Here is a 21,031-nt window from a genome sequence, read left to right as displayed (position 1 = left end):
TTTATTCCTCTGCGGGTTGTGCATCGGGCGGGGTGCTCTGCCCACCGTTCTCGTTGTGTGTTTCAATCTTGCTCAGGGCATTGGCCGAGATACGCTGCACCGTCGCCTCAAACAGACTCAGGGTCTCTTCGTCGATACCGGCCAGCAGCTCTCTGCGAATATTCATGATGCGGTTGGCGATCTGGTCGAGCAGGGTCTGGCCGGTGGGAGTGACCGAGACGATGCGGGCCCGTTTGTCCTGACTGCAGCAGTGGCGTTCGATCAGCCCCTGCTCTTCCAGTTGGCCGAGAGTACGCATCAGGGAGGGGAGCTCGATTTCGAGGGCGTCGGCCAGGGTCTTCTGGCTGACATGGTTGCCCATGCGGGAGAGCTTCCAGAGCGCAGTCCAGCGCGGGTGGGTCAGGCCAAGGGGGGCCAGCTCCAGATCGGCGGCGGTACGCCACAACCGGTGCATGCGTGCTATTTGCTCGGCGAGCGACAGTTCGCGCAACCTCTCCAGATCCGTCATCCCTTGTTCCTCACTCACATAAATTTGTTAGCCTGCTAACTATTATCATTTGTTTAGCAGGCTAAGTAAATAGCGTGATGCAGATCTCTTTTTCAACAGGTGGCAGCAAATCGTGAACGGGTGGGGTTTGATTGGAACTTCTTGGCTGTGGAGTGACCGGGTCCGGGGGAAAAAGGGGAAGAGCGGAAATATGTGACGAAATACCGTAATAATTTCGAGGCTATTTTCAGAAAATATCTGTACTGCTCGCGCAGCTTATTTTTTATCCGCTAATATTGATGAGGTTATAAAACAGGGAGAGACGGGTTGTGGATGGCTATGACAGTGGATGTGTATATCTGGCAATAGAAGCTCTGCTGAGTGATGGAGAATATGGTGCAGAGTCCCATTATGGTGTGAGTCGGGAGGGGCCCAATAAGGGCGCCAGCAAGCATGCCGATATCTGCCATGATTTTGACCCTGCCAATATTCCATTGCTGCTGATGGAATAGATCTGACCACGTGTAGTCCTTGTGAGTTCAAGCCGGTGCCGATGTATGCACTGGCTTGGCTCATCGCTCTATATCGATATTCCCCTTTCCTGACGTTGGCCAAGCCGCCAGTTTTTTGCAATGCCTTGCTCTTGCTGCGTCTCTGTGGCCATAGCCACGGATGGCTGCGGCGCGGCTGGTCGACAGGCACCGACCCCGACCATATGTTTCGCTGCCAGCGTAGATTATTTGCCCACAGGGTTTGTCATCCGGTTCTGCTATTTTCACCGACGCCTCTGCTTATCCCGATCCACAAGCCGGGATTGGCTGGAAAATAATTGTCCGGTTTGTTCGCTTGAGCTTCATATAACGCCCGCTTGCCATACAGGATGTATGACATTTGTTCGAGGCGTGACGTTTAAGTTTTTAATGTTTTTATATGGCTTTGCAGTCTGGCTAACCGACAGGGGCGAGGGGGATCAATAAAGTAGCGACCACAATCACACGCAGAGTCCATAACAATGAAAAACCTCTCTACCCTACCAACCACACAAGAAAAGGCCGCTTTTATGGGTGGCCACCAAATTGCCGGTATGCCGCTCTTTATATTTCTCGGGCTGGCGACCTGCGTTCTCTTTTCCGGCTGGAACGGCTCGCTGCCGCTCGGCATGGTCGGTGCACTGGCGCTGATGTTTGTGCTTGGTACCCTGCTGACCGAGCTGGGCGAGCGGATCATGCCGATCCGCGAATATCTGGGTGGCGGCACCATCCTCGCCATCTTCGGCGGTGCCGCCCTGTTTGAATATCAGTTGCTGCCGGTACAGGCCGGACAGGTCATCACCAACTTCATGAAGGAGGGGGGCTTTCTCAACTTCTTCATCGCCAGTCTGGTGACCGGTTCGGTGTTCGGCATGAGCGGCGCTTTGCTGAAAAATGCCGCCATGCGCTACCTGCCGGTCATTCTTGGTGGCGTCGCACTGGCGCTGCTGAGCGTGGGGCTGGTCGGCTCCCTGATGGGATATGGCTTCAAGAATGCGGTGCTGCTGATTGGTCTGCCCATCATGGGCGGTGGCATGGGCGCTGGCGCGGTGCCTTTGGTTGAGATCCTCTCCGGCCCGATGCAGATGTCCAGTGCGGATCTCTTGTCGCGCATGGTACCGGCGGTGGTGATCGCCAATACCCTGGCCATTCTGGTGGGCTCCCTGCTAGCGCGCCTTGGTCGCCGTTACCCCTCCCTGACCGGTAACGGCAAGCTGATGGTCAAAGAGAATAGCCAGAGCATTGCTGACGAGCAGGCCGAAGCGCCGACCCTGCAGAGTCTGGGCATGGGGCTTTTTATCAGTTCCAGCATGTTTGTGCTGGGCTCCCTGCTTGGCAACTTTATCCCCATGCACCCCTTCGCCCTGATGATCCTGGCAGTCGCCTTTATCAAGGTGAGCGGCCTGCTGCCGCGCCGTTATGAGCAGGCGGCAGCCGACTGGTATCAGTTTGTGGTGAGCAACCTCACCCCCTCACTGCTGGTGGGGATCGGCGTCGCCTATACCAGTATTCCCGAGCTCATCAGCGCCTTCTCCATCAGCTACTTCGTGCTGGTCATGGTCACCGTGATTGGCGGCGCCCTCGGTGCGGCGTTGGTCGGCAAGCTGATCGGCTTCTATCCCATCGAGGCGGCCATCACCGGCGGGCTCTGCATGGCCAACATGGGGGGCACCGGCGATGTGGCTGTGCTCTCGGCGGCCCAGCGCATGAAGCTGATGCCCTTTGCCCAGATCTCCTCCCGCCTCGGCGGTGCCGTGATGCTGATTTTGGCGACTGCGCTTATCTCCCTGCTTGCCTGATACCGGATTGAGGAACAAACAAGATGAACGACATCATGATGGGCACCAGCCTGCCCTATGCCGAACGCAAGCGTCAGGGTGTACGCGGCCGCATGCCGCACAAGGAGGAGTCCCTCTCTCAACAACGACGCCGGATCTACCGATTGGTCAGTGCCATGCAGAGTCCGTTTGACCAGCATCTGCTGCTGCGCCAGCTGCAGGAGGACAACCCGGTGCTCTTCTACGATCTTGTGCGCCACCACCTGCCGGAGCTGCTGCCGATCATCTACACCCCGGTGGTGGGAGAGGCGTGCCAGCGCCACAGCGACCTCTATCTGCGCAGCCACGGCCTCTATCTCTCCTGGCATGACAGGGACGATCTCGACGACATCCTCGAGTCGGTGGAGCAGGAGGTGGAGGTGATCGTCATCTCCGACGGCGAGCGGGTGCTGGGGCTCGGCGATCTCGGTATCGGCGGCATGGGGATCTGTATCGGCAAGCTGGCGCTCTACTCCGCCGCGGGTGGCATCAACCCGGCACGTACCTTGCCGCTCTGCGTCGATGTGGGCACCAACAACCCCGAGTTGCTGGAGGATGACTCCTACCTTGGCTGGCAATCCCCGCGCATCGACGGCGAGAGCTACTACCACTTCATGGACAAGGTGGTGGCCGCCATTCGCAAGCGCTGGCCGCAGGTGGTGCTGCAGTTTGAAGACTTTGCCGGCAAGCACGCCGCCAACCTGCTGGCCCGCTATCGGGACGAGCTCTGCATGTTCAACGACGACATTCAGGGTACGGCGGCTGTGGCTTCGGCCTGCGTGCTGGCCGGGTTGCAGCAGGCGGGCACTGTCCTGTGCGATGCCCCGGTGCTGATAGTCGGGGCGGGCTCGGCCGGTTGCGGCATTGCCGCCATGCTGGCCCAGCTGGCGGGGAGTCACGACGGCGTCTGGTTGTTTGATCAGGATGGGGTGGTTTGCTGCGATCGCCCTGCGTTGACCCGCGCCCAGCTGCCCTTTGCCCGCGCCGTAGAGGAGGGTAACAGCTCGCTGCTGGAGACCATCCGCCAAGTGCGACCGGCGGTCTTGATTGGCGTGAGTGGTCAGGGTGGCCTCTTTACCCGCGAGGTGTTGCAGGCGATGGGGGAGGTGTGCGATCAGCCGGTGATCCTGCCGCTCTCCAACCCGACCCGCAGCGCCGAGGCCACCCCCGAGCAGGTGTGGGCCGCCACCGATGGCCGTGCCCTGCTGGCCACCGGTAGCCCTTTTGCGCCGGTGACGGTGGCGGGCGAGCGGCGGGTGGTCTCCCAGTGCAATAACGTCTATGTCTTCCCGGGGATTGGTCTCGGGGCCTGCGCCGTCAAGGCGCGCCGTATCAGCGATGGCATGTTGCTGGCCGCGGTACGGGCGGTCGGTGCCTATCCGCTGTTGGCGGGTCGGCTGCTGCCTCCCATCGAACAGGTGGGGGAGGTGGCTCGCGCCGTCGCCAGAGCGGTGGCGCTCTGCGCCCGTGAGGAGGGTTTGGCCGATTTTGCCGGTGATCCGGCACCTTTGATTGACCAGACCTGGTGGCATCCGCACTATTGGGTGGCTTCCTGACGTTGCAAGGTCCGTGCATGAAACTTCGCCACCAGCTGGTTACCCTCTCCCTTGGGCTCTCCCTGCTGCTCATCATCATTCTGGGCAGCCTGCTCGCGCTCTTTATCCGCCACCTGCTGGAGAGCAATCTGGAGGAGAAGGGGGGCGATCTGGCCCGCATCATGGCGGCTGACAGCCGGGTGGTAGCGGCGTTGCATCAGGGGAGCGAGCCTGCGCTGCGCGATTACATGGAGGAGGTGTGCCGCCGTACCGATGCCGCCTATATGGTGGTGACCGACGAGCATGGCCGTCGCCTCAGCCACCCCAACTCCGCTCTGGTGGGGGGACAGTTTCGCGGTGAGGATCTCTGGCCCGCGATCCACGAGCGGCGCAGCTACTGCTCGCGCGACATGGGGACCATGGGGCCGGCGATCCGCTGCTTCTCTCCGGTGGTGGGGGCTGACGGGCGTGCCATGGGGGCCGTGGTGGTCGGCTACCTGATGCAGCAGGTGGAGGGCATCTACATGGAGCGGATCGCCCTGCTCATCAGCGCCATCGGGGCCGTCTTTGGTTGCGGCCTGCTGCTGGCGCTCTGGGTGCAATATCTGCTGCGCAAGACCCTGCTCGATCTGGAGCCGGAGGCGATCGTCCGCCGCTTCACCCTGCAGGATCTGGTGCTGGAGCAGATTGCCGAAGGGGTGATTGCGCTGGATGGCCGCGGCCACATCGCCATGATTAACAGCACCGCCATCTATCAGCTGCGGCTGCCTGCCACCGGTCGTCACGCCCTGCAGGGGCAGGCGCTGGCCGAGCTGGTGCCACCGCTCGCGCCCGTACTCGAGCAGGAGGGCGAGGTTGCCTTCACCATTCAGGGCGAATCGTTCGTCGGTCGCTGGCAGGTGGTACATGGCAAGGAGCCCGGGCGCCTCCTGATCTTCAGTCGTCCCGAAGTGGCGACCAGTCTGGGGGTACAGGTCACCCACCTGCGCCAGTACGCCGAGATGCTGCGGATGCAGAGCCACGAGTTTGCCAACAAGCTGAGCAGTCTCTCCGGCCTGCTGCAACTGGGTCATGTGGATCAGGCGGTCGAGCTTATCCAGCAGGAGAACGAGGCATGCCAGACCCTGCTGCAGGAGCTGCTGGAACTTATCGACAACAAGCCAGTGGCCGGTCTTATCCTCGGCAAGTTCAGCCGGGCGCGCGAACTGGGGGTCACGCTTGAGCTCGATCCCGATTCGGCGCTCGGCGAGTATCCGGCCGCCGTCTCGGCCGATCTCATCACCCTCATCGGCAACCTGCTGGACAACGGTCTGCAGGCGGCCTGGCGCAATCGTCAGCAGTGTCCGCCGCGGGTGTTGCTTTCGCTGTGCGATGTGGGGCGCCGGTTGGTGATCGAGGTGGAGGATAGCGGCGAGGGGGTGGACGAGGATCTGGCCGATCACCTGTTCGATTACGGGGTGAGCCGCCAGAGCGGCGATCATGGCGTAGGACTCTTTCTGGTCAAGGAAACCGTGGGGCGCTACGAGGGTGTGATAGAATGGCGCCGAACTGTCGAGCAGACCACCTTGTTTGGCATCTACCTGAATAAAAACAAATTAATGTGAGCCATGGATCCAATACTCACCCTTGTTATTGAAGATGACGACCGGATTGGTGCCATCTTGTCCGAGCTGGTGGCCTCCACCTCCGGTTTCTCCCTGCTGGGGCGGGCCGGTACGCTGGCCCAGGCCGATGCCATGATGGCCGGCGTGGTGCCGCAGCTGCTGCTGGTGGATATCTCCCTGCCTGACGGTTCCGGCCTTGAGTGGGTGAGCCGCCTGCGCAGCCACAACCGCGAGGCTTATGTGATCATGGTGACCGCCTCGCGCGATGTGGAGACCATCCAGCAGGCGCTCAATCTCGGGGTGCATGACTACATCATCAAGCCGCTGCGGCTGTTTCGCATCCAGCAGAGTCTCGACGAAATCCTGCAACTTCATCAGAAGCTCTCCGAGCCGGGACGGCTGGAGCAGGAGGATCTCGATCGCCTGCTCGGCAAGGGACGTGCCCAACCCAAGGAGGTGCGTACCACTCCCAAGGGGATCGACAGCATTACCCTGCGTCAGGTGCTCGACCTGCTTGCTGCCGAGCCAGAGAGCGTCTTCTCGACCGATACGGTGGCGCAGCGGTTGTCGCTGAGTCGCACCACGGCGCGCCGTTATCTGGAGTATCTGGAGTCGGAAGATCGGGTGGATGTGGATCTCAACTACGGTCAACGAGGGCGGCCGGAGCGGCGCTACCGCTGGCGCCGGGCGGGGTGAAGTCGGTTCACAGTCGCCAGAACACGATAGAAATGAACAAGGGAGCCCGCGGCTCCCTTGTTGTTTTTGGCGTGTTGCCCGTCAGGCCGCATTGCGCTCCGGCAGTGGGACACGCTTTTTCAGCTGGGAGATCATCACGCCCCCCAGAATGAGGCCACCACCCAGCAGGTGGTAGCCGTGGATCGGCTCGCCCAGCCCGACGACGGCGATAAGCGCCGTACAGAGTGGCATCAGGTTCATAAAGACCGATGTGCGCTCGGCGCCCATGCAGGCGAGGCCGCGCATCCAGCAGTAGGCCGCCAGCAGGGAGGAGGCGAGCCCGGCGAAGATCACCAGTCCCCACCCTTCGGCCGGCACCGCCATCGAGTCGGCACTGAGAGCGAGCGGCACCAGCAGCAGTACGGCCAGCAGGATCTGCATGTAGAGGTTGAACCAGGGGCCAAAGGGGGGTTGCCAGCGGCGGATCAGCAGGCCGTAGAGGGCATAGCTGGCGGAGCCGAGCAACATCATGCCATCCCCCGGGTTGATGCCGTTGTGCAGCAGAGCCAGCGGCTCGCCCTTGCCAAGCAGCCAGAGCACCCCGAACAGGGAGAGGCTCATGCCGAGTAGCGCCTGTTTGCCGGGACGCTGGCCGAAGAAGAGCGCCCCTTGCAGCAGGGTGAGCAGCGGAATGAGGGAGCCGATCACTCCCATATTGGTGGCCGAGGTGCTGTGGGCGGCGTAATAGGCGAGGCACTGGTAGAGCACCATACCGAGCGCCGCCAGCACCAGCAGCTTGCCAAGCCAGGGGCGAACCTCGCTGCGTCGCCGCCAGAGGGTGGGCAGGCAGAAGGGGGTCAGCGCCAGGGCGGCGATCACCCAGCGATAGAAGGAGATGGCCGCGGGGTCGAGCACGCTGGCCGCCGCTTTGGAGACCACGGTATTGGTGGCCCAGATCAGCACCGCCATCAGCGGAAACAGGAGGGGGGAGAAGAGTCGCATCAAAGGCTCCTTGGAGTAGATGCGACAAGTTTAACCTTGTCTGTATGTTGTCAAGTAACGTAAAACTGACAAACTATCCCGCAGAAAAGACAACTCCCGGTTATCTGTTGCAAGGCTAGCGCCACCGGTTAGGGTATGGCGCCGGCCTGATACAGGCCGAGATTGCACATCAGGCGGCTATAGAGACAGGCATCGAGAGGAGAGCGAAGAGACCATGACAAACCGGCACTACCATCCGGCAGACAGCGAGCTGCCAGCGCCCAATCCCCTCTACTTTCGCTATCAGCAGTTGCAGGCGGAGAACGTCATGGCGATGCACTCCCACCCCTGGGGGCAACTCAGCATGATCAGTCTGGGGGTGATGGAGATGGGGCTGGCCAACCAGCGTCTGCAGGTGCCCGCCGACTACCTGATCTGGGTGCCGGCGGATCTGGAGCACGCCGCCTACAACGAGCAGGCCCTCGACTACACCTCCATCTATGTCAGTCACGAGCTGGCCGCCCGTTTGCCAGCCGAGCCGCGCCTGCTGCTGATGACGCCGCTCATCCGCGCCCTGCTCGCCGATTTTTGCGAGCGCAAGGTGGGCCATATGGTGGATGAGTGGGATCAGCGTCAGGCCGAGCTGCTGGTGGCCAAGCTGACCCGTACCCGCTGTCAGGAGAGCTACCTGCCGATGAGTCAAGACAAACTGCTGGCCCCCATGCTGGCCGTACTGCACAACGATCCGGCCGATCCCCGCACGCTGGCCCAGTGGGCGCAGCAGCTGCACACCACAGAGCGCACTCTGGCGCGCCGCTGTCTGCGCGAGCTCGGGATGAACTTCGGCCAGTGGCGGGCGCGGCTGCGGCTTATCAAGGCGCTGGCCTGGCTCAAGGGGGAGCTGCCTATTCAGGAGATCAGCTGGCGGCTCGGTTATGGTTCCACCTCCGCGTTCATTGCCATGTTCAACCGGGAACTGGGCTGCTCGCCCCAGCGCTATCGGCAGCAATCGCGAGGCAGTTCGCTGACGGGAGTGCCGGGCAAAGAGTCGCGAACATCTTGATAAGCTACATGTTTATTGTCGTTATCGAGGGTATCATAGTGGCTTGTTTCGAGATTCCACGATGAGGCCCGGGCTATGTTGCCCGGCTTGATCCTGAGGTTTGTGTATCCATCCTGATGCCATGGGGTAAGCATGCTCGCTTCCGGTTCCCGTTTTGCCGAGTCCGTTTTCTGGTATCTGCTGGCATTGACAGGTTGTTCCATTCTGCTGTTCGAGTTCGGTCCCGAGCGGGTGCTGGATATCAAAAACTGGCCCCACACCGTCGAGGTGACGCGGGCTCCCGGTGCGAGCGAAGCATCGGCCCGCTATGCTCCCTCGTTGGAAGGGGAGCCCGGCGTGAGCTGCACACGCTCTGACGAGCCCAACACCTATCCCGGCTGCGGTTTGATCCTGACGTTGTCTGCCCCCGAGCAGGGGCTCAACCTCAGTCGTTTCAAGACGCTCCATGTGCGCCTGAGCGTGACCGGCGATGGCCAGCAGGATTGGCGCTTCTATCTGCGCAACTACAACCGGGCATCCAATATCCCCGGCGATCCCATGTCGTCCAAGTTCAACGAGATCATCTTCCGCCCCGCCGACTACGGCAGAAGCCACGAGGTGCCGCTCGACGTGTTTACCCCGGCCACCTGGTGGATCAAGCGCTACAAGGTGCCTTTGCAGTTGCAGGGGCCAGATTTGAGCCGGGTCTACGCCATCGAGATTGCGGCGGGGTCCGACATGTCGGTGGGCGAGCACGGCGTGGTGATCGAAGAGCTGCAGTTTCATGGTGACTGGCTGGATGCGACCCTCTTCTATCGCCTGATCCTGCTGGTCTGGTTTCTCTATGGCTGTGCCACCTTTATGGTCAACCACCTGCATATGAAGCAGCGGCTGCGCCACGCCAATCGCGCCAAAGAGGAGGTGGAGGCGCTCAACCGCAGCCTGAGTGAAGAGAGTCGCCGCTCCCGCGAGCTGGCCTGTTACGATCCGCTCACCGGCGCCCTCAACCGTCTGGGCGGGGAGCGGCTGCTGGCCGATATCGGCGATCTGCCGTTTGCCTTCATCTATGTCGACGTGGATCACTTCAAGCAGATCAACGACACCCACGGTCATCCGGTGGGGGACGAAGTGCTCAAGCATCTGGTCAGCGAAATCCAGCTAAACAGCGATGCGCTCTGCCATCTGGTGCGCTGGGGGGGCGAAGAGTTCGTGCTGCTCTGCCTCCATTACGACCTGCTGCGGGCCTGTGCGCTGGCCGAGCGGCTGCGTTCCCGGCTGGAAGAGTATCCCCACTGGCCCGCCTCCCTGCAGGTGACCGCCTCGTTCGGGGTGGCCGAACGAGCGGGAGATAGCCCGGAGCGGGTGCTCAAGCGGGCCGATGAGGCGCTCTATCAGGCCAAGAAGCATGGCCGCAATCGGGTGGAAGCACAGTGAGAGCGGGCGGTACGCCGTGTAGACCACCATTCGACAACTTCTTATAAAACGGACAGAACCCTATGACAGGACAAACCATCGGGGCCTTGACCCTGCTGGTGGCCGATTACGACGAGGCCATCGCCTTTTTCACCGAGGGACTGGGGTTTGCGCTGCTGGAAGATACCCGGCTCGACGAGCCGGGCAAACCGGGCAAGCGCTGGGTGCGGGTCGCTCCGGCGGGCAGCACGGGTTCCGCGCTGCTGTTGGCCCGCGCCGCCAGCGAAGAGCAGCGTACCGCCATTGGCAAGCAGGGCGGCGGGCGGGTATTTCTGTTTCTCGAGACCGATGACTTCTGGCGGGATTACCGGCGAATGCAGCAGTATGGTGTCCATTTTTGTGAACAGCCCCGTGACGAGCCTTACGGCACCGTAGTGGTATTTGAAGATATCAGTGGCAACCGCTGGGATCTGCTGCAACGGATATCTGCCAGTGGCATTTGAAAACGTTTATCATCCCGTCTGTCACAAAGTCATAAAAGTGTCACAGAAAATTCTAATAATTGGCGCACCCATCTTCACAGAGGAGAGAGAAGGGAATGGCTAAGCGAATTCTGGTGGTCGAGGACGAAGCACCGATCCGCGAAATGCTCTGTTTCGTGCTGGAACAGAAGGGATATGAGACGATTGAAGCGGAAGATTTTGCCGATGGACTGGCGAAGGTGCGCGAACCCTACCCGGAACTCATCGTGCTCGACTGGATGATGCCCGGTGGCAGCGGCATCCAGTTCATCAAGCAGCTCAAGCAGGATGAAGTGACCCGCCAGATCCCGGTGGTGATGCTGACCGCCCGCGGCGAGGAGGAGGACAAGGTCCGCGGCCTCGAAGCGGGGGCCGATGACTACATCACCAAGCCGTTCTCTCCCAAGGAGCTGACTGCCCGCCTCCATGCGGTGATGCGCCGCGTCTCTCCCACCTCGGTGGACGAGGTGATCGAGGTGCAGGGGCTCAAGCTGGATCCTGTTTCGCACCGGGTCAGCGCCGAAGAGAGGGCCCTCGACATGGGGCCAACCGAATTCAAGCTGCTCCACTTCTTCATGACCCACCCGGAGCGGGTCTACAGCCGCGAGCAGCTGCTCAACAATGTCTGGGGTACCAATGTGTACGTCGAGGACAGAACCGTGGATGTCCATATTCGCCGCCTGCGCAAGGCGATAGAAGAGACAGGGCACGATAGATTGATTCAGACGGTGCGTGGAGCCGGATACCGCTTCTCAACCCGTCTCTAGAGGCTGTTATGTTACAACCCTACGCCTGGCGGCGACAGTTGTGGCGAATGGCATTTTTTTACGCGCCCTTCGCATTGGTTGGCTGGCTGATTGATCACCTCTCGCTCACTCTGCTGGTCGCTGCGTTGTTCCATCTTGGCTGGCACTACCGCTTCCAGAAGCGGCTGTCGGACTGGCTGTGGCACGATCGCAGCCTGGTTCCTCCCAACGGCAAAGGCAGTTGGGAGCACATCTTCAACGGCATTTACAAGTTGCAGCAGCGCCACCGCGCCCGGCGCCGCGAGCTGGCGGGCCTGATCCGCCGCTTTCGGGAAGGGGCCGAGGCATTGCCTGACGCGGCCGTAGTATTGCGTGATGATGGCAGCATCCTCTGGTGTAACCGGCTGGCGGAGCAGCTGCTCGGTTTTCGCTGGCCGGAAGATGCCGGTCAGCATATCGGCAACCTGATCCGCAATCCGGCTTTTACAGCCTATCTGGCGAAACAGGCTTTTGACGAGCCATTGGAGATGCACTCCCCGGTCAACGAGGAGAAGTTTCTCGAGTTTCGCATCATGCCCTACGCCTCCGATCAGGCGATGCTGGTGGTGCGCGATGTCACCCGCTTGCGCAGTCTGGAGAAGACCCGCAAACACTTTGTCTCCAACGTCTCCCACGAGCTGCGCACGCCACTCACGGTGCTCAAGGGCTATCTGGAGATGACCGAGGAGCCGCCACCGCCCGCCATGTGGGCCAAGGCGCACCGGGTGATGATGGAGCAGACCATCCGGATGGACAATCTGGTCAATCAGCTGCTCACCCTGTCACGCATCGAGGCGGCTCCGAGCGTTGATCTCTCCCATCTGGTGGACATGCCCGCCATGCTGGGGCTGCTGGAGCAGGAGGCGCGGGCGCTCTCGGGCGAGCGGGCCCATCAGATCGAGTTCGTGGTGCAGCCCAATCTTCTGGTACGCGGCGATCAGGAGCAGCTGCGCAGCGCCGTCTCCAATCTGGTCTACAACGCCATTCACTACACGCCGCCGGGGCGCAAGGTGACGGTGGAGTGGCGCAAGCAGGGGGCGATGGCGCTGTTTGCCGTGCAGGATGAGGGGGAGGGGATCCCGCCCGAGCATCTGGCACGGCTCACCGAGCGTTTTTATCGGGTGGACAAGGCGCGCTCGCGCCACACCGGTGGCTCCGGCCTCGGCCTTGCCATCGTCAAGCATGCCTTGAGTCACCATGACTGCCAGCTCGATATCGAGAGCCGGGTCGGCTTTGGCAGCCGCTTCAGCTTTCTCATCCCCGGCCGGATGGTGGTGATAAAATAGTCTTTTATGACAAGGTGTTAGATATAGGTGAAGGGCTGCGTTGGCAGCCCTTTGCCATTTGGACAAAAGCGCCGCCATGTCATTAAAGTGTCACATTAAATCCATAAATTTGTCACTGCCAGGTCAGATACTGGCGCCGTTTTAAGAACGGACCTTCTGTAACTTTGGAGAGATTGGATGAAACTCAACAAACTGGCTGGTGTAATCGGATTCACCGCAGCAACCCTCTTTTCTGCCAGCACCCTGGCCTATGGTGTCGATAAAAACCTGCCGGAATACACCCCGACCAGCGGCATCTCGGGCAACCTGTCCTCTGTCGGCTCGGATACCCTGGCCAACATGATGACCCTGTGGGCTGAAGAATTTAAGCGCATGTATCCCAACGTCAACGTGCAGATCCAGGCTGCCGGCTCCTCTACCGCGCCGACCGCCCTGACCGAGGGTGTTGCCCAGTTTGGCCCGATGAGCCGCGCCATGAAGGCCGGTGAAGAGGAAGCATTCGAGAAGCGCTACGGCTACAAGCCGACTGCCATCCGCGTTGCAGTCGATGCCCTGGCCGTATTCGTCAACAAGGACAACCCCATCAAGGGGCTGACCATGCCGCAGATCGACGCCATCTTCTCCAGCACCCTCAAGTGCGGTGAAGCCAAGGCGGCCACCAAGTGGTCTGATCTGGGTCTGACCGGTAACTGGTCCGGCAAGGATCTGCAACTGTTCGGTCGCAACTCCGTATCCGGTACTTACGGTTACTTCAAGGAGCACGCCCTGTGTAACGGCGACTTCAAGAGCGGTGTGAACGAGCAGCCGGGTTCTGCTTCCGTGGTGCAGTCCGTCTCTGCCTCCCTGAACGGCATCGGTTACTCCGGCATCGGCTACGTCACCTCCGGCGTGCGTGCTGTTCCGCTCTCCAAGGATGGCAAGACCTTTATCGAAGCGAACGCTGACAACGCCATCACCGGCAAGTATCCGCTCTCCCGCTTCCTGTACGTTTACGTGAACAAGCACCCGAACAAGCCGCTCTCCCCGATGGAGCAAGAGTTTGTCAAGATGATGCTCTCCAAGGCGGGCCAGAATATCGTTGCCAAAGATGGTTACGTACCGGTACCGGCCAAGGTGGTACAGGCTGACCTGAAAAAGCTGGGTATTATGTAACTGCCTGCAGTCAGCATGCCTGATAAAACGAGCCCCAAGCGGGCTCGTTTTGTTTTTGGCGGCTGTCAGTTTTGTTAATAGCGCAGGATGGATATTTTTCCGCCAGCCGGGGGCTGGCTCCCTTGCGTAGCAGGGCGGCATTTCCGAGAATAGGGCAACGTTATGGCAAAGGACCCCTTCATGATTGCGTCTCTCTCCAAGTTTGGCCTGGTAGCCCTCTGCAGTTCCCTGCTGGTCGCTTGTGCCCAGTCGCCGACCGGCCGCAGCCAGATGCTGCTCTACTCTCCCCAGCAGATGAACCAGCTGGGAGCCGACTCGTTTGCCCAGATGAAGCAGCAGGAGAAGGTGAGCACTGATGCCAAAATGAACGCCTATGTCTCCTGCGTCGCCAAGGCGGTCGCAGCTCAAGTGCCCGCCAGCTACGGCATCACCAACTGGGAAGTGGTGGTGTTTGACTCCAAGCAGGTCAACGCCTTTGCGCTGCCCGGCGGCAAGATCGGGGTCTACAGCGGCCTGCTCAAGGTAGCCAAGAATCAGGATCAGCTGGCGACCGTTATCGGTCACGAGCTGACTCACGTGCTGGCCCAGCACTCCAACGAGCGCCTCTCCCGCAGCCAGCTGGCCGGTATTGGTATGGCAGCCGCCGATGTTGCCCTCGGCAGCAGCGAGTACCGTGGCGCCACCATGGCGGCGCTAGGTCTTGGCATGCAGGTGGGGGTGATGCTCCCCTATGGCCGCACCCAGGAGAGCGAAGCGGATCGGCTGGGTCTGGAGCTGATGGCGCGTGCCGGTTTCAACCCGGCCGAAGCGATTCCGCTGTGGCAAAACATGAGCGCAGCCTCCGGTGGCAACAATCCGCCCCAGCTGCTCTCCACCCACCCGAGCAACGAGAGCCGGATTGCCGAGTTGCAGGCGCAGCAGGCTGAAGTCGAGCCGCTCTATCAACAGGCTCGCGCGTCGGGTCTGGTGCCCCAATGCAAGGCATAAGCCTGCGCATGGCGCGGCCCGAGGATGCTGCCGCCATGACGGTGATGCAGCGAGCCAGCTGGCTCGCTGCCTATGGTCAGGTGCTGGGCCCGGATCTGCTGGAGCAGCTGGCGGTGACTTCCCATCTGCAGATCTGGCAGCAGCGGCTCGCTGACACTGGGCCAAGGCCCATGCTGCTCTGTCTCAACGACGTCGTTATCGGGTTGCTCTACTGGCAACCGGGGCAGGAGGGTGATGAGACCATCGCCTGGATCCGCGCCTTCTATCTTCACCCCGATCACTGGCGGCAGGGCTATGGCAAGCGGCTGTGGCAGGCGGTGGCGATGCAGATGCGCCGCGCCGGTTGCAGTTGCGTCAAGTTGTGGCTGCTCGATGGCAATCACATCGGCGAGGGCTTCTACCTGCGCCGCGGTTTCATGTTTGATGGTCAGGAGCGCACCCTGATGAGCCTTGGCCACCCCTGTCTGCAGCGGGAAATGTCCCGTTTGCTCTGATCTCTCTCCCGTTTTTCGCCCCCGGTCACTTTATTTTTTTAGCGAATTAATACAATGTCACCCGAAACAGATGGGATGAGAACTCGCTGACAGGGAGTGCGGCATGTATTACGGCTTTGATATCGGTGGTACCAAGATTGCGTTCGCTGTCTACGACGGCGCCCTGAACCTCTGCCATGAAGAGCGCATGAGTACGCCCGGTGATGACTATCAGGGGCTGTTGCAGCTGGTTCGCTCCCGGGTCGAGCAGGCCGATACCCGCTTTGGCGTCAAAGGGGCGGTCGGCATCGGTTTTCCCGGCATTCTAAACCGTCACGACCAGAGCATAGTGGCGGCGAACCTCCCCTCCATCAATGGTCGCCATCTGGGGGCTGATCTGGCCGAGCTGCTGGCGCGGCCGGTCAAGGTCGATAACGATGCCAACTGCTTCCTCTGGTCGGAAGTGCACAAGGGGGCGGCCGATGGGGCCGGCAGTGCGCTTGGTATGACTATTGGCACCGGCATCGGTGGTGCCATCTATCTGGCAGGCACCGTGATCCAGGGGCGTAACTGGCTGGCTGGCGAAATCGGTCACTATCCGCTGCCGGCCACCATCCTGATGAAGTATCCCGACTTGCCTCGTCCCCGCTGCGGCTGTGGCCGTCTGGTCTGTTTTGAAACCTATGGATCCGGTACAGGCCTTGAGCGCCTCTACTACCATTTTCACGGCCACCGGGCCACCGGCCATCAGATTGTGGCGCGCTTTGAGGCTCATGAGCCCCATGCCGTTGCCACCATCGACTGCTGGCTGGAGATCCTGGCGGCCGGACTTGCTACCGCCATTTCGGTGATGGATCCCGAGGTGGTGGTGCTGGGGGGCGGCCTGAGTGGCCTGCCTGCCCTTTACGAACAGTTGCCGCTGCGCCTGCCCGGCCATCTGCTGCCCGGGGTGGCAGTGCCCGAAATCCGCGAAGCCCGTTTTGGCGGTGCCGGTGGGGTGCGGGGCGCAGCCTTGCTCAATCTATGAGATCAGATGCAGGTCTGATCTCCCCGATAAAAGGAGTCCTCATGACCTCTCTTGAAATCTGCATCGACAATCTGGAATCCCTCTTCACAGCCCAGGAGTCTGGCGCCGATCGCATCGAGCTCTGCTCTGCGTTGGGGCTTGGGGGGCTGACCCCCTCCTATGGTTTTATGCAGTTGGCCGCTCGTCACGCCACCGTCCCTGTCTATGCCATGATCCGTCCGCGCGCCGGAGATTTTTGTTTCAACGACGGTGAGTTCGAGATGATGCTGCAAGATATCGCGGCGGCCCGCTCTGCCGGTCTGCAAGGGGTCGTGGTCGGTCTGCTGGACGAAGAGGGGCGGGTCCCCGCCGCCAAACTTCAACAATTGGTGGATGCCGCCGGCCCCTTGGGTGTCACCTTCCACCGCGCCATCGATCTCTCTTCTGACTGGCGGCTCGATCTGGAGATCATTGTCGCTGCCGGCTGTGAGCGCATTCTCAGCTCCGGCCATGCACCGACCGCGCTGGCCGGACTGGAAAATCTGCAGGCGATGCAACAGGCGCTGGCGGGGCGTGCCAGCCTGATGCCGGGGGCGGGGGTCAATGCCGATAACGTGCGCACCATCATCGAGTTTACCGGGGTGAGCGAAGTGCATATGTCCGGCATGGGCTGGCGCGGCGGTATGGTGCCCCATGGCGTCAATATGGGTACCTCGGATGATGGCCGGGTCAATATCACCGATGGTGCCAAGGTCGCGGCAGTGCGCGCCCTGCTGGATCGATAACCTTTCGGACCAAACGGACAAAAGAGGGGCGCCACTTGCTGGCGCCCCTCTTTTTGCTTGTGTGAACTCTCTCCCACGCTCGGGGAAATCAGGTGCGAGGTCGGCAGCACCTCGCGAAAAAGTCTGATATCATCCCGTCTCTTTTATCATCTGGACCCGGAGCACATCTCAATGTCCCAATACGACTCTATCGAACAGAAAGCCAGTTATGGCATCGGCCGCAACATGGGTGATCAGCTGGCGCAGCAAGCCTTCGCCGGTCTGGATATCCCGGCCCTGCAGCAAGGTCTGGCAGATGCCCTGAACGGTCTGGAGTTCGCGGTCAGCCGTGACGATATCAACGATGCCTTCCAGGTCATCACCGCTCGCATGCAGGAAGAGCAGGAAGCGGTTGCCAAAGCAGCTGCCGCTGCTGGCGAAGCTTTCCTGGCCGACAACGCCAAGCGCGACGAAGTGACTGTGACCGATTCCGGCCTGCAGTACGAAGTGCTGGTAGAGGGCAATGGCGCCGTGCCGGTAGCGGGTCAGTCCGTACGCGTGCATTACCACGGTACTTTCACCCACGGTGGCGTATTCGACAGCTCCGTTGCGCGCGGTCAGCCGGCCGAGTTCCCGGTGACAGGCGTTATCGCTGGTTGGGTTGAAGCGCTGCAACTGATGCCGGTTGGCTCCAAGTGGAAGCTCTACATCCCGCACGATCTGGCCTACGGTGCCCGTGGTGCCGGTTCCATCCCGCCCTACTCCGCGCTGGTATTCGAAGTAGAGCTGCTGGATATCCTGTAATCCGGCTGGCTTGAAACATACGGCGACCCTCGGGTCGCCGTCTGTTTTTTGGGGCCCCTCAATAGACACCGGTTGTCGCGACCAGATGAAATCGGGGACGATAGCCGCCATCTTTTTCGACTCTTGATTGATTTTTTCACTCTGGCGGCAGGCATACTGCAAACCGTCAGATCAAATCGAGGAACCCAGGATGAACAGATACATGAACAAGGCCGTGCTGACCGCCTTGCTGCTGCTCAGCATTCCGGCCAGCGCCGACGCCATGCGCTGCAAGAATGCGCTCATTACCGAAGGGGACAGCACCGCCGAGATGCTGCTCAAGTGCGGCGAGCCGATGTTGCGGGAAGATATTACCCGTAACGAGGAGAATCAGTATGGCAACGTGGTCGAGGTCAAATATGGCGAACGCTGGACCTACAACTTCGGCAAGAACGAGTTCATGCGCTTTGTCACCGTGCGCAACGGCAAGGTGATTGACATCGAAAATGGCCCGCGCGGCGAGTAGCCGGCGGGCGAAAGGCATGGATGCACAACAGACAGAAGGGCAAGTCCCTTGACTCACATGTCCGGCAAGGGGTCGCGGTGACCAAGTTGTCTGACCGCCAGATTGATCTGGCGGGCCAGCCTCAGTCGCTGGCGACAGGTCAGGCCGTGAAGGCTGATCCTGCCGGCGTTGAATTCAAATGTCCCCAATGCCTCGATGGCAAAGTAACCTCGGTGAAAGCTCTTGATGTAGCAAGCGATCTGGCGCGGGGATAACTGCTTGAACACCTTCATCACAACAAACCCTGATTGAACCGGACGGGGGAGATGATGGGACTCGTATATGACATGCTGATGACGGTTTTGTACGCGTTCAATTAATCCGGTCACGGTCACGTGCGGCAATGCGGCCATGAAAAAGTTGTGCGGTGCAGCGGCTCGGCCCCGATATACTGCGAGCACTTTGACTGGATGAGCAAAAGGGTCTGCGCGTGGAATGGGTTGATGTAGTGGATGCGGATAACCGGGTGATTGGCGTGGCCGAGCGTGCCAGGGTGAGGCGCGAGAATCTCTGCCATCGGGCCAGCTACATTCTGGTGCTCGATGCGGCGAACCGCATCTTGGTGCAGCGGCGCACCCTCAGCAAGGATTTCTGCCCCGGTATGCTGGATGCGTGCGCCGGCGGCGTGGTCACCACCGGGGAGGAGATGGAACCCTCGGCGCGGCGTGAACTGGCCGAGGAGCTGGGGATACGTAATGTGCCGCTCGAGGCATTCGGTGACTTCTATGCCGAAGGGGAGGGGTATCGGGTCTGGGGTGGCCTCTTCAGCTGCCGTTATCAGGGGCCGCTGCAGTTGCAGGCCGAAGAGGTGAGCGAGGTGCAGTGGATGAGCCTGGCCGAGATAGCGGCCCGCGCCGCCGAGTTTACCCCCGACTCCCTGCTGGCTATCGCCACCTGGCAGGCGCGACGTTAAGAGCGCCGCCACAAAAAACGGGCAGCCTTTGGGCTGCCCGTTTTTGTTGCGCTGCTAGACAATCTTGAGCAGACGGTTGGTGCGCCCGCAGCGGCTGGGTCTGGCCAGCCAGTAGCCCTGCCAGTCGGTGGCAAGGCGCAGCAGCGGATACTCCAGATCGAGCCTGGTCACCACCAGTTGTCCCGGATCTTCCCCCGTCACCGGCTTGCCGCTGGCCGGGTCGATGATTTCGACGATGCAGCTCTCGTTGACGATAAAGCCCTGACCGGGGCGGCTCTCGTAGGCCACCACCCCGACATCCTGCCACACCAGACAGTTGAAGGCGGCAATGCCGTGGATAGCCTCGAGCGGTGCTGTCTCGGGATGGGTCACCTCGCACAGCAGGGCGTGGCGCAGGCATTCGGTGGGGGTCTCTGCCAGCTCGGCGGCTTCCAGCAGATCGAGCAGGGTGACCAGCGGGCCGACGAAACCGGTGGGTTGATAGCGCCGCAGTGCTTCGAGCTGGCGCTGGGTGTCGTCGGGGCCGCAGGGCACCACGGGGCAGCCAAGCTGGCGCGCCCCGTTGTCAAAGATGAAGGCGGTGGGGCCGGCGTGATAGTCGTGGCAGTTGAGCAGCACCTCTCCTGCCTTGAAGCCGGCGGCAAAGAGCGCCCGTGCAGCCCCCCACCAGTCGGCCCCGGCATATTCGGGAATGGCCAGCTGCCCGGGGCAGGAGAAGACCCGCAACGCCTGACTGGCTGGCCGACCGGTGAGTCCGGCAAAGGGGGGATAGGCTTGCTGGGCGGCAAAGAGATCCGTGCTGTCGAGCAGCGGCAGGGAGGCGAGCTGCTCCAGATCGTCGAGACGGCAGTGGCGATAGGCGCTGGAGTAGCCGGAGCAATACTGGCTGACATGGGCGAGTTGATGATTGAGCTGATCCAGCTGCTGTTGTGCGCGCAGGGCTGGGGGACGAATTTCCAGCCCGTCGTAATGGTTATGCATGAAGGCCTCCTGAGTCGGCAGATCCTGCTCAAGGTTAGTTCAAATGGCCCCAGCAGAGAGGGGCCTGTGTCACATGGCTGGTGTGAGGTAGACTGGGGCTCTTTTCATCCACAGGCCCCCCTCAACTAAAGGACGAGCACGATGATCGCGATTGGTCAGACCCTGCCTGCGGGCGAATTCACCTTCATCACCGCCGAAGGAAAGCAGCAGCGAGACACCCAAAGCCTGTTTGGCGGCAAGCGGGTGGTGCTGTTTGCGGTGCCCGGCGCCTTTACCCCCACCTGCTCCAACGCCCATCTGCCGGGTTACGTGGTGCTGGCGGACAAGTTCAAGGAGAAGGGGGTCGATACTATCTGCTGTCTGTCGGTCAACGACGCCTTCGTGATGAAGGCGTGGCAGGATGCCCAGAACGCCGGGGCCATCACCATGCTGGCCGATGGTGATGGCAGCTGGACCCGGGCGCTGGGACTTGCCAAAGAGACCGGTGCCTTTGGCGGCGTGCGTGCCCAGCGCTTTGCGTTGATCGCCAACGATGGCGTGGTAGAGCAGCTGTTTGTGGAGGTGCCCGGCAAGTTCGAGGTCTCCGATGCGGCGAGTCTGCTGAGCAGACTGTAGCGATTAATCGTTGTTTGATTTTCCCTTGAATTGACAGGCGGCGCCGTTACACTGGGCGCCACTTTCCAATGGCGCCAGCAGCTTTTGCTGGCGCTCCTGTTTACTGGCGATGGGAT

Annotated in this window: 23 protein-coding genes; 19 read left to right on the top strand and 4 right to left on the bottom strand. The window is 61.1% G+C overall.

What is annotated here, in order from left to right; all coding sequences use genetic code 11:
- Nucleotide 1 precedes the first annotated feature (1 nt).
- Nucleotides 2-508, bottom strand: coding sequence for a transcriptional regulator SlyA (gene slyA, locus BS300_RS08475; RefSeq protein ID WP_041208161.1), 507 nt, complete (start codon nucleotides 506-508; stop codon nucleotides 2-4).
- Between the two features lie 308 nt (nucleotides 509-816).
- Between slyA and BS300_RS08470 the strand changes: the two genes are divergently transcribed.
- From BS300_RS08470 to BS300_RS08450, 5 genes are all read left to right on the top strand, one after another.
- Nucleotides 817-999, top strand: coding sequence for a hypothetical protein (locus tag BS300_RS08470; RefSeq protein WP_225628274.1), 183 nt, complete (start codon nucleotides 817-819; stop codon nucleotides 997-999).
- Nucleotides 1,000-1,499: 500 nt separating this feature from the next.
- A complete protein-coding gene (locus BS300_RS08465) occupies nucleotides 1,500-2,816 on the top strand; it encodes a 2-hydroxycarboxylate transporter family protein (RefSeq protein WP_071912144.1) in 1,317 nt (438 codons plus the stop codon).
- A 23-nt stretch (nucleotides 2,817-2,839) separates the two neighbouring features.
- Entirely contained in the window at nucleotides 2,840-4,390 is a 1,551-nt protein-coding gene (locus BS300_RS08460; protein ID WP_071912142.1) for an NAD-dependent malic enzyme, read from the top strand.
- Nucleotides 4,391-4,407: 17 nt separating this feature from the next.
- Complete coding sequence (locus BS300_RS08455) at nucleotides 4,408-5,973, top strand: ATP-binding protein (protein WP_071912140.1); 1,566 nt, start codon at nucleotides 4,408-4,410, stop codon at nucleotides 5,971-5,973.
- A 3-nt stretch (nucleotides 5,974-5,976) separates the two neighbouring features.
- Nucleotides 5,977-6,669 carry a response regulator gene (locus BS300_RS08450; RefSeq protein WP_041208165.1) on the top strand — a complete coding sequence of 231 codons (693 nt, stop codon included), beginning with the start codon at nucleotides 5,977-5,979 and terminating at the stop codon, nucleotides 6,667-6,669.
- A gap of 81 nt (nucleotides 6,670-6,750) precedes the next feature.
- Here BS300_RS08450 and BS300_RS08445 read toward each other — a convergent pair whose 3' ends face one another.
- On the bottom strand, nucleotides 6,751-7,650 hold the full coding sequence (locus BS300_RS08445; protein WP_071912138.1) for a DMT family transporter: 900 nt from the start codon (nucleotides 7,648-7,650) through the stop codon (nucleotides 6,751-6,753).
- A gap of 214 nt (nucleotides 7,651-7,864) precedes the next feature.
- Here BS300_RS08445 and BS300_RS08440 point away from each other — a divergent pair, with 214 nt between their 5' ends.
- The 12 genes from BS300_RS08440 to BS300_RS08385 all read left to right on the top strand — a co-directional run bounded on the left by BS300_RS08440 (nucleotide 7,865) and on the right by BS300_RS08385 (nucleotide 18,367).
- Nucleotides 7,865-8,692 (top strand): helix-turn-helix transcriptional regulator, encoded by an 828-nt coding sequence (locus BS300_RS08440; RefSeq protein ID WP_071912135.1) that lies wholly within the window; start codon nucleotides 7,865-7,867, stop codon nucleotides 8,690-8,692.
- A 132-nt stretch (nucleotides 8,693-8,824) separates the two neighbouring features.
- Nucleotides 8,825-10,105, top strand: a complete 1,281-nt coding sequence (locus BS300_RS08435; protein ID WP_071912133.1) for a GGDEF domain-containing protein — start codon at nucleotides 8,825-8,827, stop codon at nucleotides 10,103-10,105.
- A gap of 62 nt (nucleotides 10,106-10,167) precedes the next feature.
- Nucleotides 10,168-10,587, top strand: a complete 420-nt coding sequence (locus BS300_RS08430; RefSeq protein WP_071912131.1) for a VOC family protein — start codon at nucleotides 10,168-10,170, stop codon at nucleotides 10,585-10,587.
- Nucleotides 10,588-10,682: 95 nt separating this feature from the next.
- Nucleotides 10,683-11,372 carry a phosphate regulon transcriptional regulator PhoB gene (phoB, locus tag BS300_RS08425; protein WP_033115756.1) on the top strand — a complete coding sequence of 230 codons (690 nt, stop codon included), beginning with the start codon at nucleotides 10,683-10,685 and terminating at the stop codon, nucleotides 11,370-11,372.
- Nucleotides 11,373-11,380: 8 nt separating this feature from the next.
- Nucleotides 11,381-12,676: a phosphate regulon sensor histidine kinase PhoR gene (phoR, locus tag BS300_RS08420; RefSeq protein WP_071912129.1), complete on the top strand. Its 1,296-nt coding sequence runs from the start codon at nucleotides 11,381-11,383 to the stop codon at nucleotides 12,674-12,676.
- 177 nt (nucleotides 12,677-12,853) lie between these two features.
- Entirely contained in the window at nucleotides 12,854-13,828 is a 975-nt protein-coding gene (locus BS300_RS08415) for a phosphate ABC transporter substrate-binding protein PstS family protein (RefSeq protein WP_043849386.1), read from the top strand.
- A 180-nt stretch (nucleotides 13,829-14,008) separates the two neighbouring features.
- The gene (locus BS300_RS08410; protein WP_042032971.1) at nucleotides 14,009-14,815 is read left to right on the top strand and encodes a M48 family metallopeptidase; all 807 of its coding nucleotides are present in this window, start codon (nucleotides 14,009-14,011) and stop codon (nucleotides 14,813-14,815) included.
- Nucleotides 14,803-15,309, top strand: coding sequence for a GNAT family N-acetyltransferase (locus BS300_RS08405; RefSeq protein WP_071912127.1), 507 nt, complete (start codon nucleotides 14,803-14,805; stop codon nucleotides 15,307-15,309). The genes BS300_RS08410 and BS300_RS08405 overlap by 13 nt, the downstream gene beginning before the upstream one ends.
- Before the next feature lie 103 nt (nucleotides 15,310-15,412).
- Complete coding sequence (locus BS300_RS08400; RefSeq protein ID WP_071912125.1) at nucleotides 15,413-16,315, top strand: ROK family protein; 903 nt, start codon at nucleotides 15,413-15,415, stop codon at nucleotides 16,313-16,315.
- A 41-nt stretch (nucleotides 16,316-16,356) separates the two neighbouring features.
- Nucleotides 16,357-17,079 (top strand): copper homeostasis protein CutC, encoded by a 723-nt coding sequence (locus BS300_RS08395; protein WP_071912122.1) that lies wholly within the window; start codon nucleotides 16,357-16,359, stop codon nucleotides 17,077-17,079.
- Nucleotides 17,080-17,250: 171 nt separating this feature from the next.
- Entirely contained in the window at nucleotides 17,251-17,862 is a 612-nt protein-coding gene (locus BS300_RS08390; protein ID WP_033115749.1) for an FKBP-type peptidyl-prolyl cis-trans isomerase, read from the top strand.
- Nucleotides 17,863-18,052: 190 nt separating this feature from the next.
- A complete protein-coding gene (locus BS300_RS08385) occupies nucleotides 18,053-18,367 on the top strand; it encodes a DUF2845 domain-containing protein (protein WP_071912120.1) in 315 nt (104 codons plus the stop codon).
- Between the two features lie 53 nt (nucleotides 18,368-18,420).
- Here BS300_RS08385 and BS300_RS08380 read toward each other — a convergent pair whose 3' ends face one another.
- Nucleotides 18,421-18,639, bottom strand: a complete 219-nt coding sequence (locus tag BS300_RS08380) for a DUF1107 family protein (RefSeq protein WP_071912118.1) — start codon at nucleotides 18,637-18,639, stop codon at nucleotides 18,421-18,423.
- Nucleotides 18,640-18,836: 197 nt separating this feature from the next.
- Between BS300_RS08380 and yfcD the strand changes: the two genes are divergently transcribed.
- The gene (gene yfcD / locus BS300_RS08375) at nucleotides 18,837-19,319 is read left to right on the top strand and encodes an NUDIX hydrolase YfcD (RefSeq protein ID WP_071912116.1); all 483 of its coding nucleotides are present in this window, start codon (nucleotides 18,837-18,839) and stop codon (nucleotides 19,317-19,319) included.
- A 54-nt stretch (nucleotides 19,320-19,373) separates the two neighbouring features.
- Here yfcD and BS300_RS08370 read toward each other — a convergent pair whose 3' ends face one another.
- Nucleotides 19,374-20,300: a phenylacetate--CoA ligase gene (locus BS300_RS08370; protein ID WP_071912114.1), complete on the bottom strand. Its 927-nt coding sequence runs from the start codon at nucleotides 20,298-20,300 to the stop codon at nucleotides 19,374-19,376.
- Between the two features lie 141 nt (nucleotides 20,301-20,441).
- Here BS300_RS08370 and BS300_RS08365 point away from each other — a divergent pair, with 141 nt between their 5' ends.
- Nucleotides 20,442-20,915 carry a redoxin family protein gene (locus tag BS300_RS08365; protein WP_071912112.1) on the top strand — a complete coding sequence of 158 codons (474 nt, stop codon included), beginning with the start codon at nucleotides 20,442-20,444 and terminating at the stop codon, nucleotides 20,913-20,915.
- Nucleotides 20,916-21,031 lie beyond the last annotated feature (116 nt).

This window comes from Aeromonas sp. SCS5 (assembly GCF_001887375.1).
Classification (GTDB): Bacteria; Pseudomonadota; Gammaproteobacteria; order Enterobacterales; family Aeromonadaceae; genus Aeromonas; species Aeromonas jandaei.
This window is presented reverse-complemented; position numbering and strand designations above follow the sequence as displayed.

What these genes read in the sequence shown, in the direction of transcription:
- BS300_RS08380 (WP_071912118.1), bottom strand. Translation starts at nt 18,639, where the DNA reads ATGAAGGTGTTCAAGCAGTTATCCCCGCGCCAGATCGCTTGCTACATC.
- BS300_RS08370 (WP_071912114.1), bottom strand. Translation starts at nt 20,300, where the DNA reads ATGCATAACCATTACGACGGGCTGGAAATTCGTCCCCCAGCCCTGCGC.
- slyA (WP_041208161.1), bottom strand. Translation starts at nt 508, where the DNA reads ATGACGGATCTGGAGAGGTTGCGCGAACTGTCGCTCGCCGAGCAAATA.
- phoB (WP_033115756.1), top strand. Translation starts at nt 10,683, where the DNA reads ATGGCTAAGCGAATTCTGGTGGTCGAGGACGAAGCACCGATCCGCGAA.
- BS300_RS08430 (WP_071912131.1), top strand. Translation starts at nt 10,168, where the DNA reads ATGACAGGACAAACCATCGGGGCCTTGACCCTGCTGGTGGCCGATTAC.
- BS300_RS08435 (WP_071912133.1), top strand. Translation starts at nt 8,825, where the DNA reads ATGCTCGCTTCCGGTTCCCGTTTTGCCGAGTCCGTTTTCTGGTATCTG.
- BS300_RS08415 (WP_043849386.1), top strand. Translation starts at nt 12,854, where the DNA reads ATGAAACTCAACAAACTGGCTGGTGTAATCGGATTCACCGCAGCAACC.
- BS300_RS08460 (WP_071912142.1), top strand. Translation starts at nt 2,840, where the DNA reads ATGAACGACATCATGATGGGCACCAGCCTGCCCTATGCCGAACGCAAG.
- BS300_RS08465 (WP_071912144.1), top strand. Translation starts at nt 1,500, where the DNA reads ATGAAAAACCTCTCTACCCTACCAACCACACAAGAAAAGGCCGCTTTT.
- phoR (WP_071912129.1), top strand. Translation starts at nt 11,381, where the DNA reads ATGTTACAACCCTACGCCTGGCGGCGACAGTTGTGGCGAATGGCATTT.
- BS300_RS08450 (WP_041208165.1), top strand. Translation starts at nt 5,977, where the DNA reads ATGGATCCAATACTCACCCTTGTTATTGAAGATGACGACCGGATTGGT.
- BS300_RS08445 (WP_071912138.1), bottom strand. Translation starts at nt 7,650, where the DNA reads ATGCGACTCTTCTCCCCCCTCCTGTTTCCGCTGATGGCGGTGCTGATC.
- BS300_RS08440 (WP_071912135.1), top strand. Translation starts at nt 7,865, where the DNA reads ATGACAAACCGGCACTACCATCCGGCAGACAGCGAGCTGCCAGCGCCC.
- BS300_RS08395 (WP_071912122.1), top strand. Translation starts at nt 16,357, where the DNA reads ATGACCTCTCTTGAAATCTGCATCGACAATCTGGAATCCCTCTTCACA.
- BS300_RS08400 (WP_071912125.1), top strand. Translation starts at nt 15,413, where the DNA reads ATGTATTACGGCTTTGATATCGGTGGTACCAAGATTGCGTTCGCTGTC.
- BS300_RS08455 (WP_071912140.1), top strand. Translation starts at nt 4,408, where the DNA reads ATGAAACTTCGCCACCAGCTGGTTACCCTCTCCCTTGGGCTCTCCCTG.
- BS300_RS08365 (WP_071912112.1), top strand. Translation starts at nt 20,442, where the DNA reads ATGATCGCGATTGGTCAGACCCTGCCTGCGGGCGAATTCACCTTCATC.
- BS300_RS08385 (WP_071912120.1), top strand. Translation starts at nt 18,053, where the DNA reads ATGAACAGATACATGAACAAGGCCGTGCTGACCGCCTTGCTGCTGCTC.
- BS300_RS08405 (WP_071912127.1), top strand. Translation starts at nt 14,803, where the DNA reads ATGCAAGGCATAAGCCTGCGCATGGCGCGGCCCGAGGATGCTGCCGCC.
- BS300_RS08390 (WP_033115749.1), top strand. Translation starts at nt 17,251, where the DNA reads ATGTCCCAATACGACTCTATCGAACAGAAAGCCAGTTATGGCATCGGC.
- BS300_RS08410 (WP_042032971.1), top strand. Translation starts at nt 14,009, where the DNA reads ATGATTGCGTCTCTCTCCAAGTTTGGCCTGGTAGCCCTCTGCAGTTCC.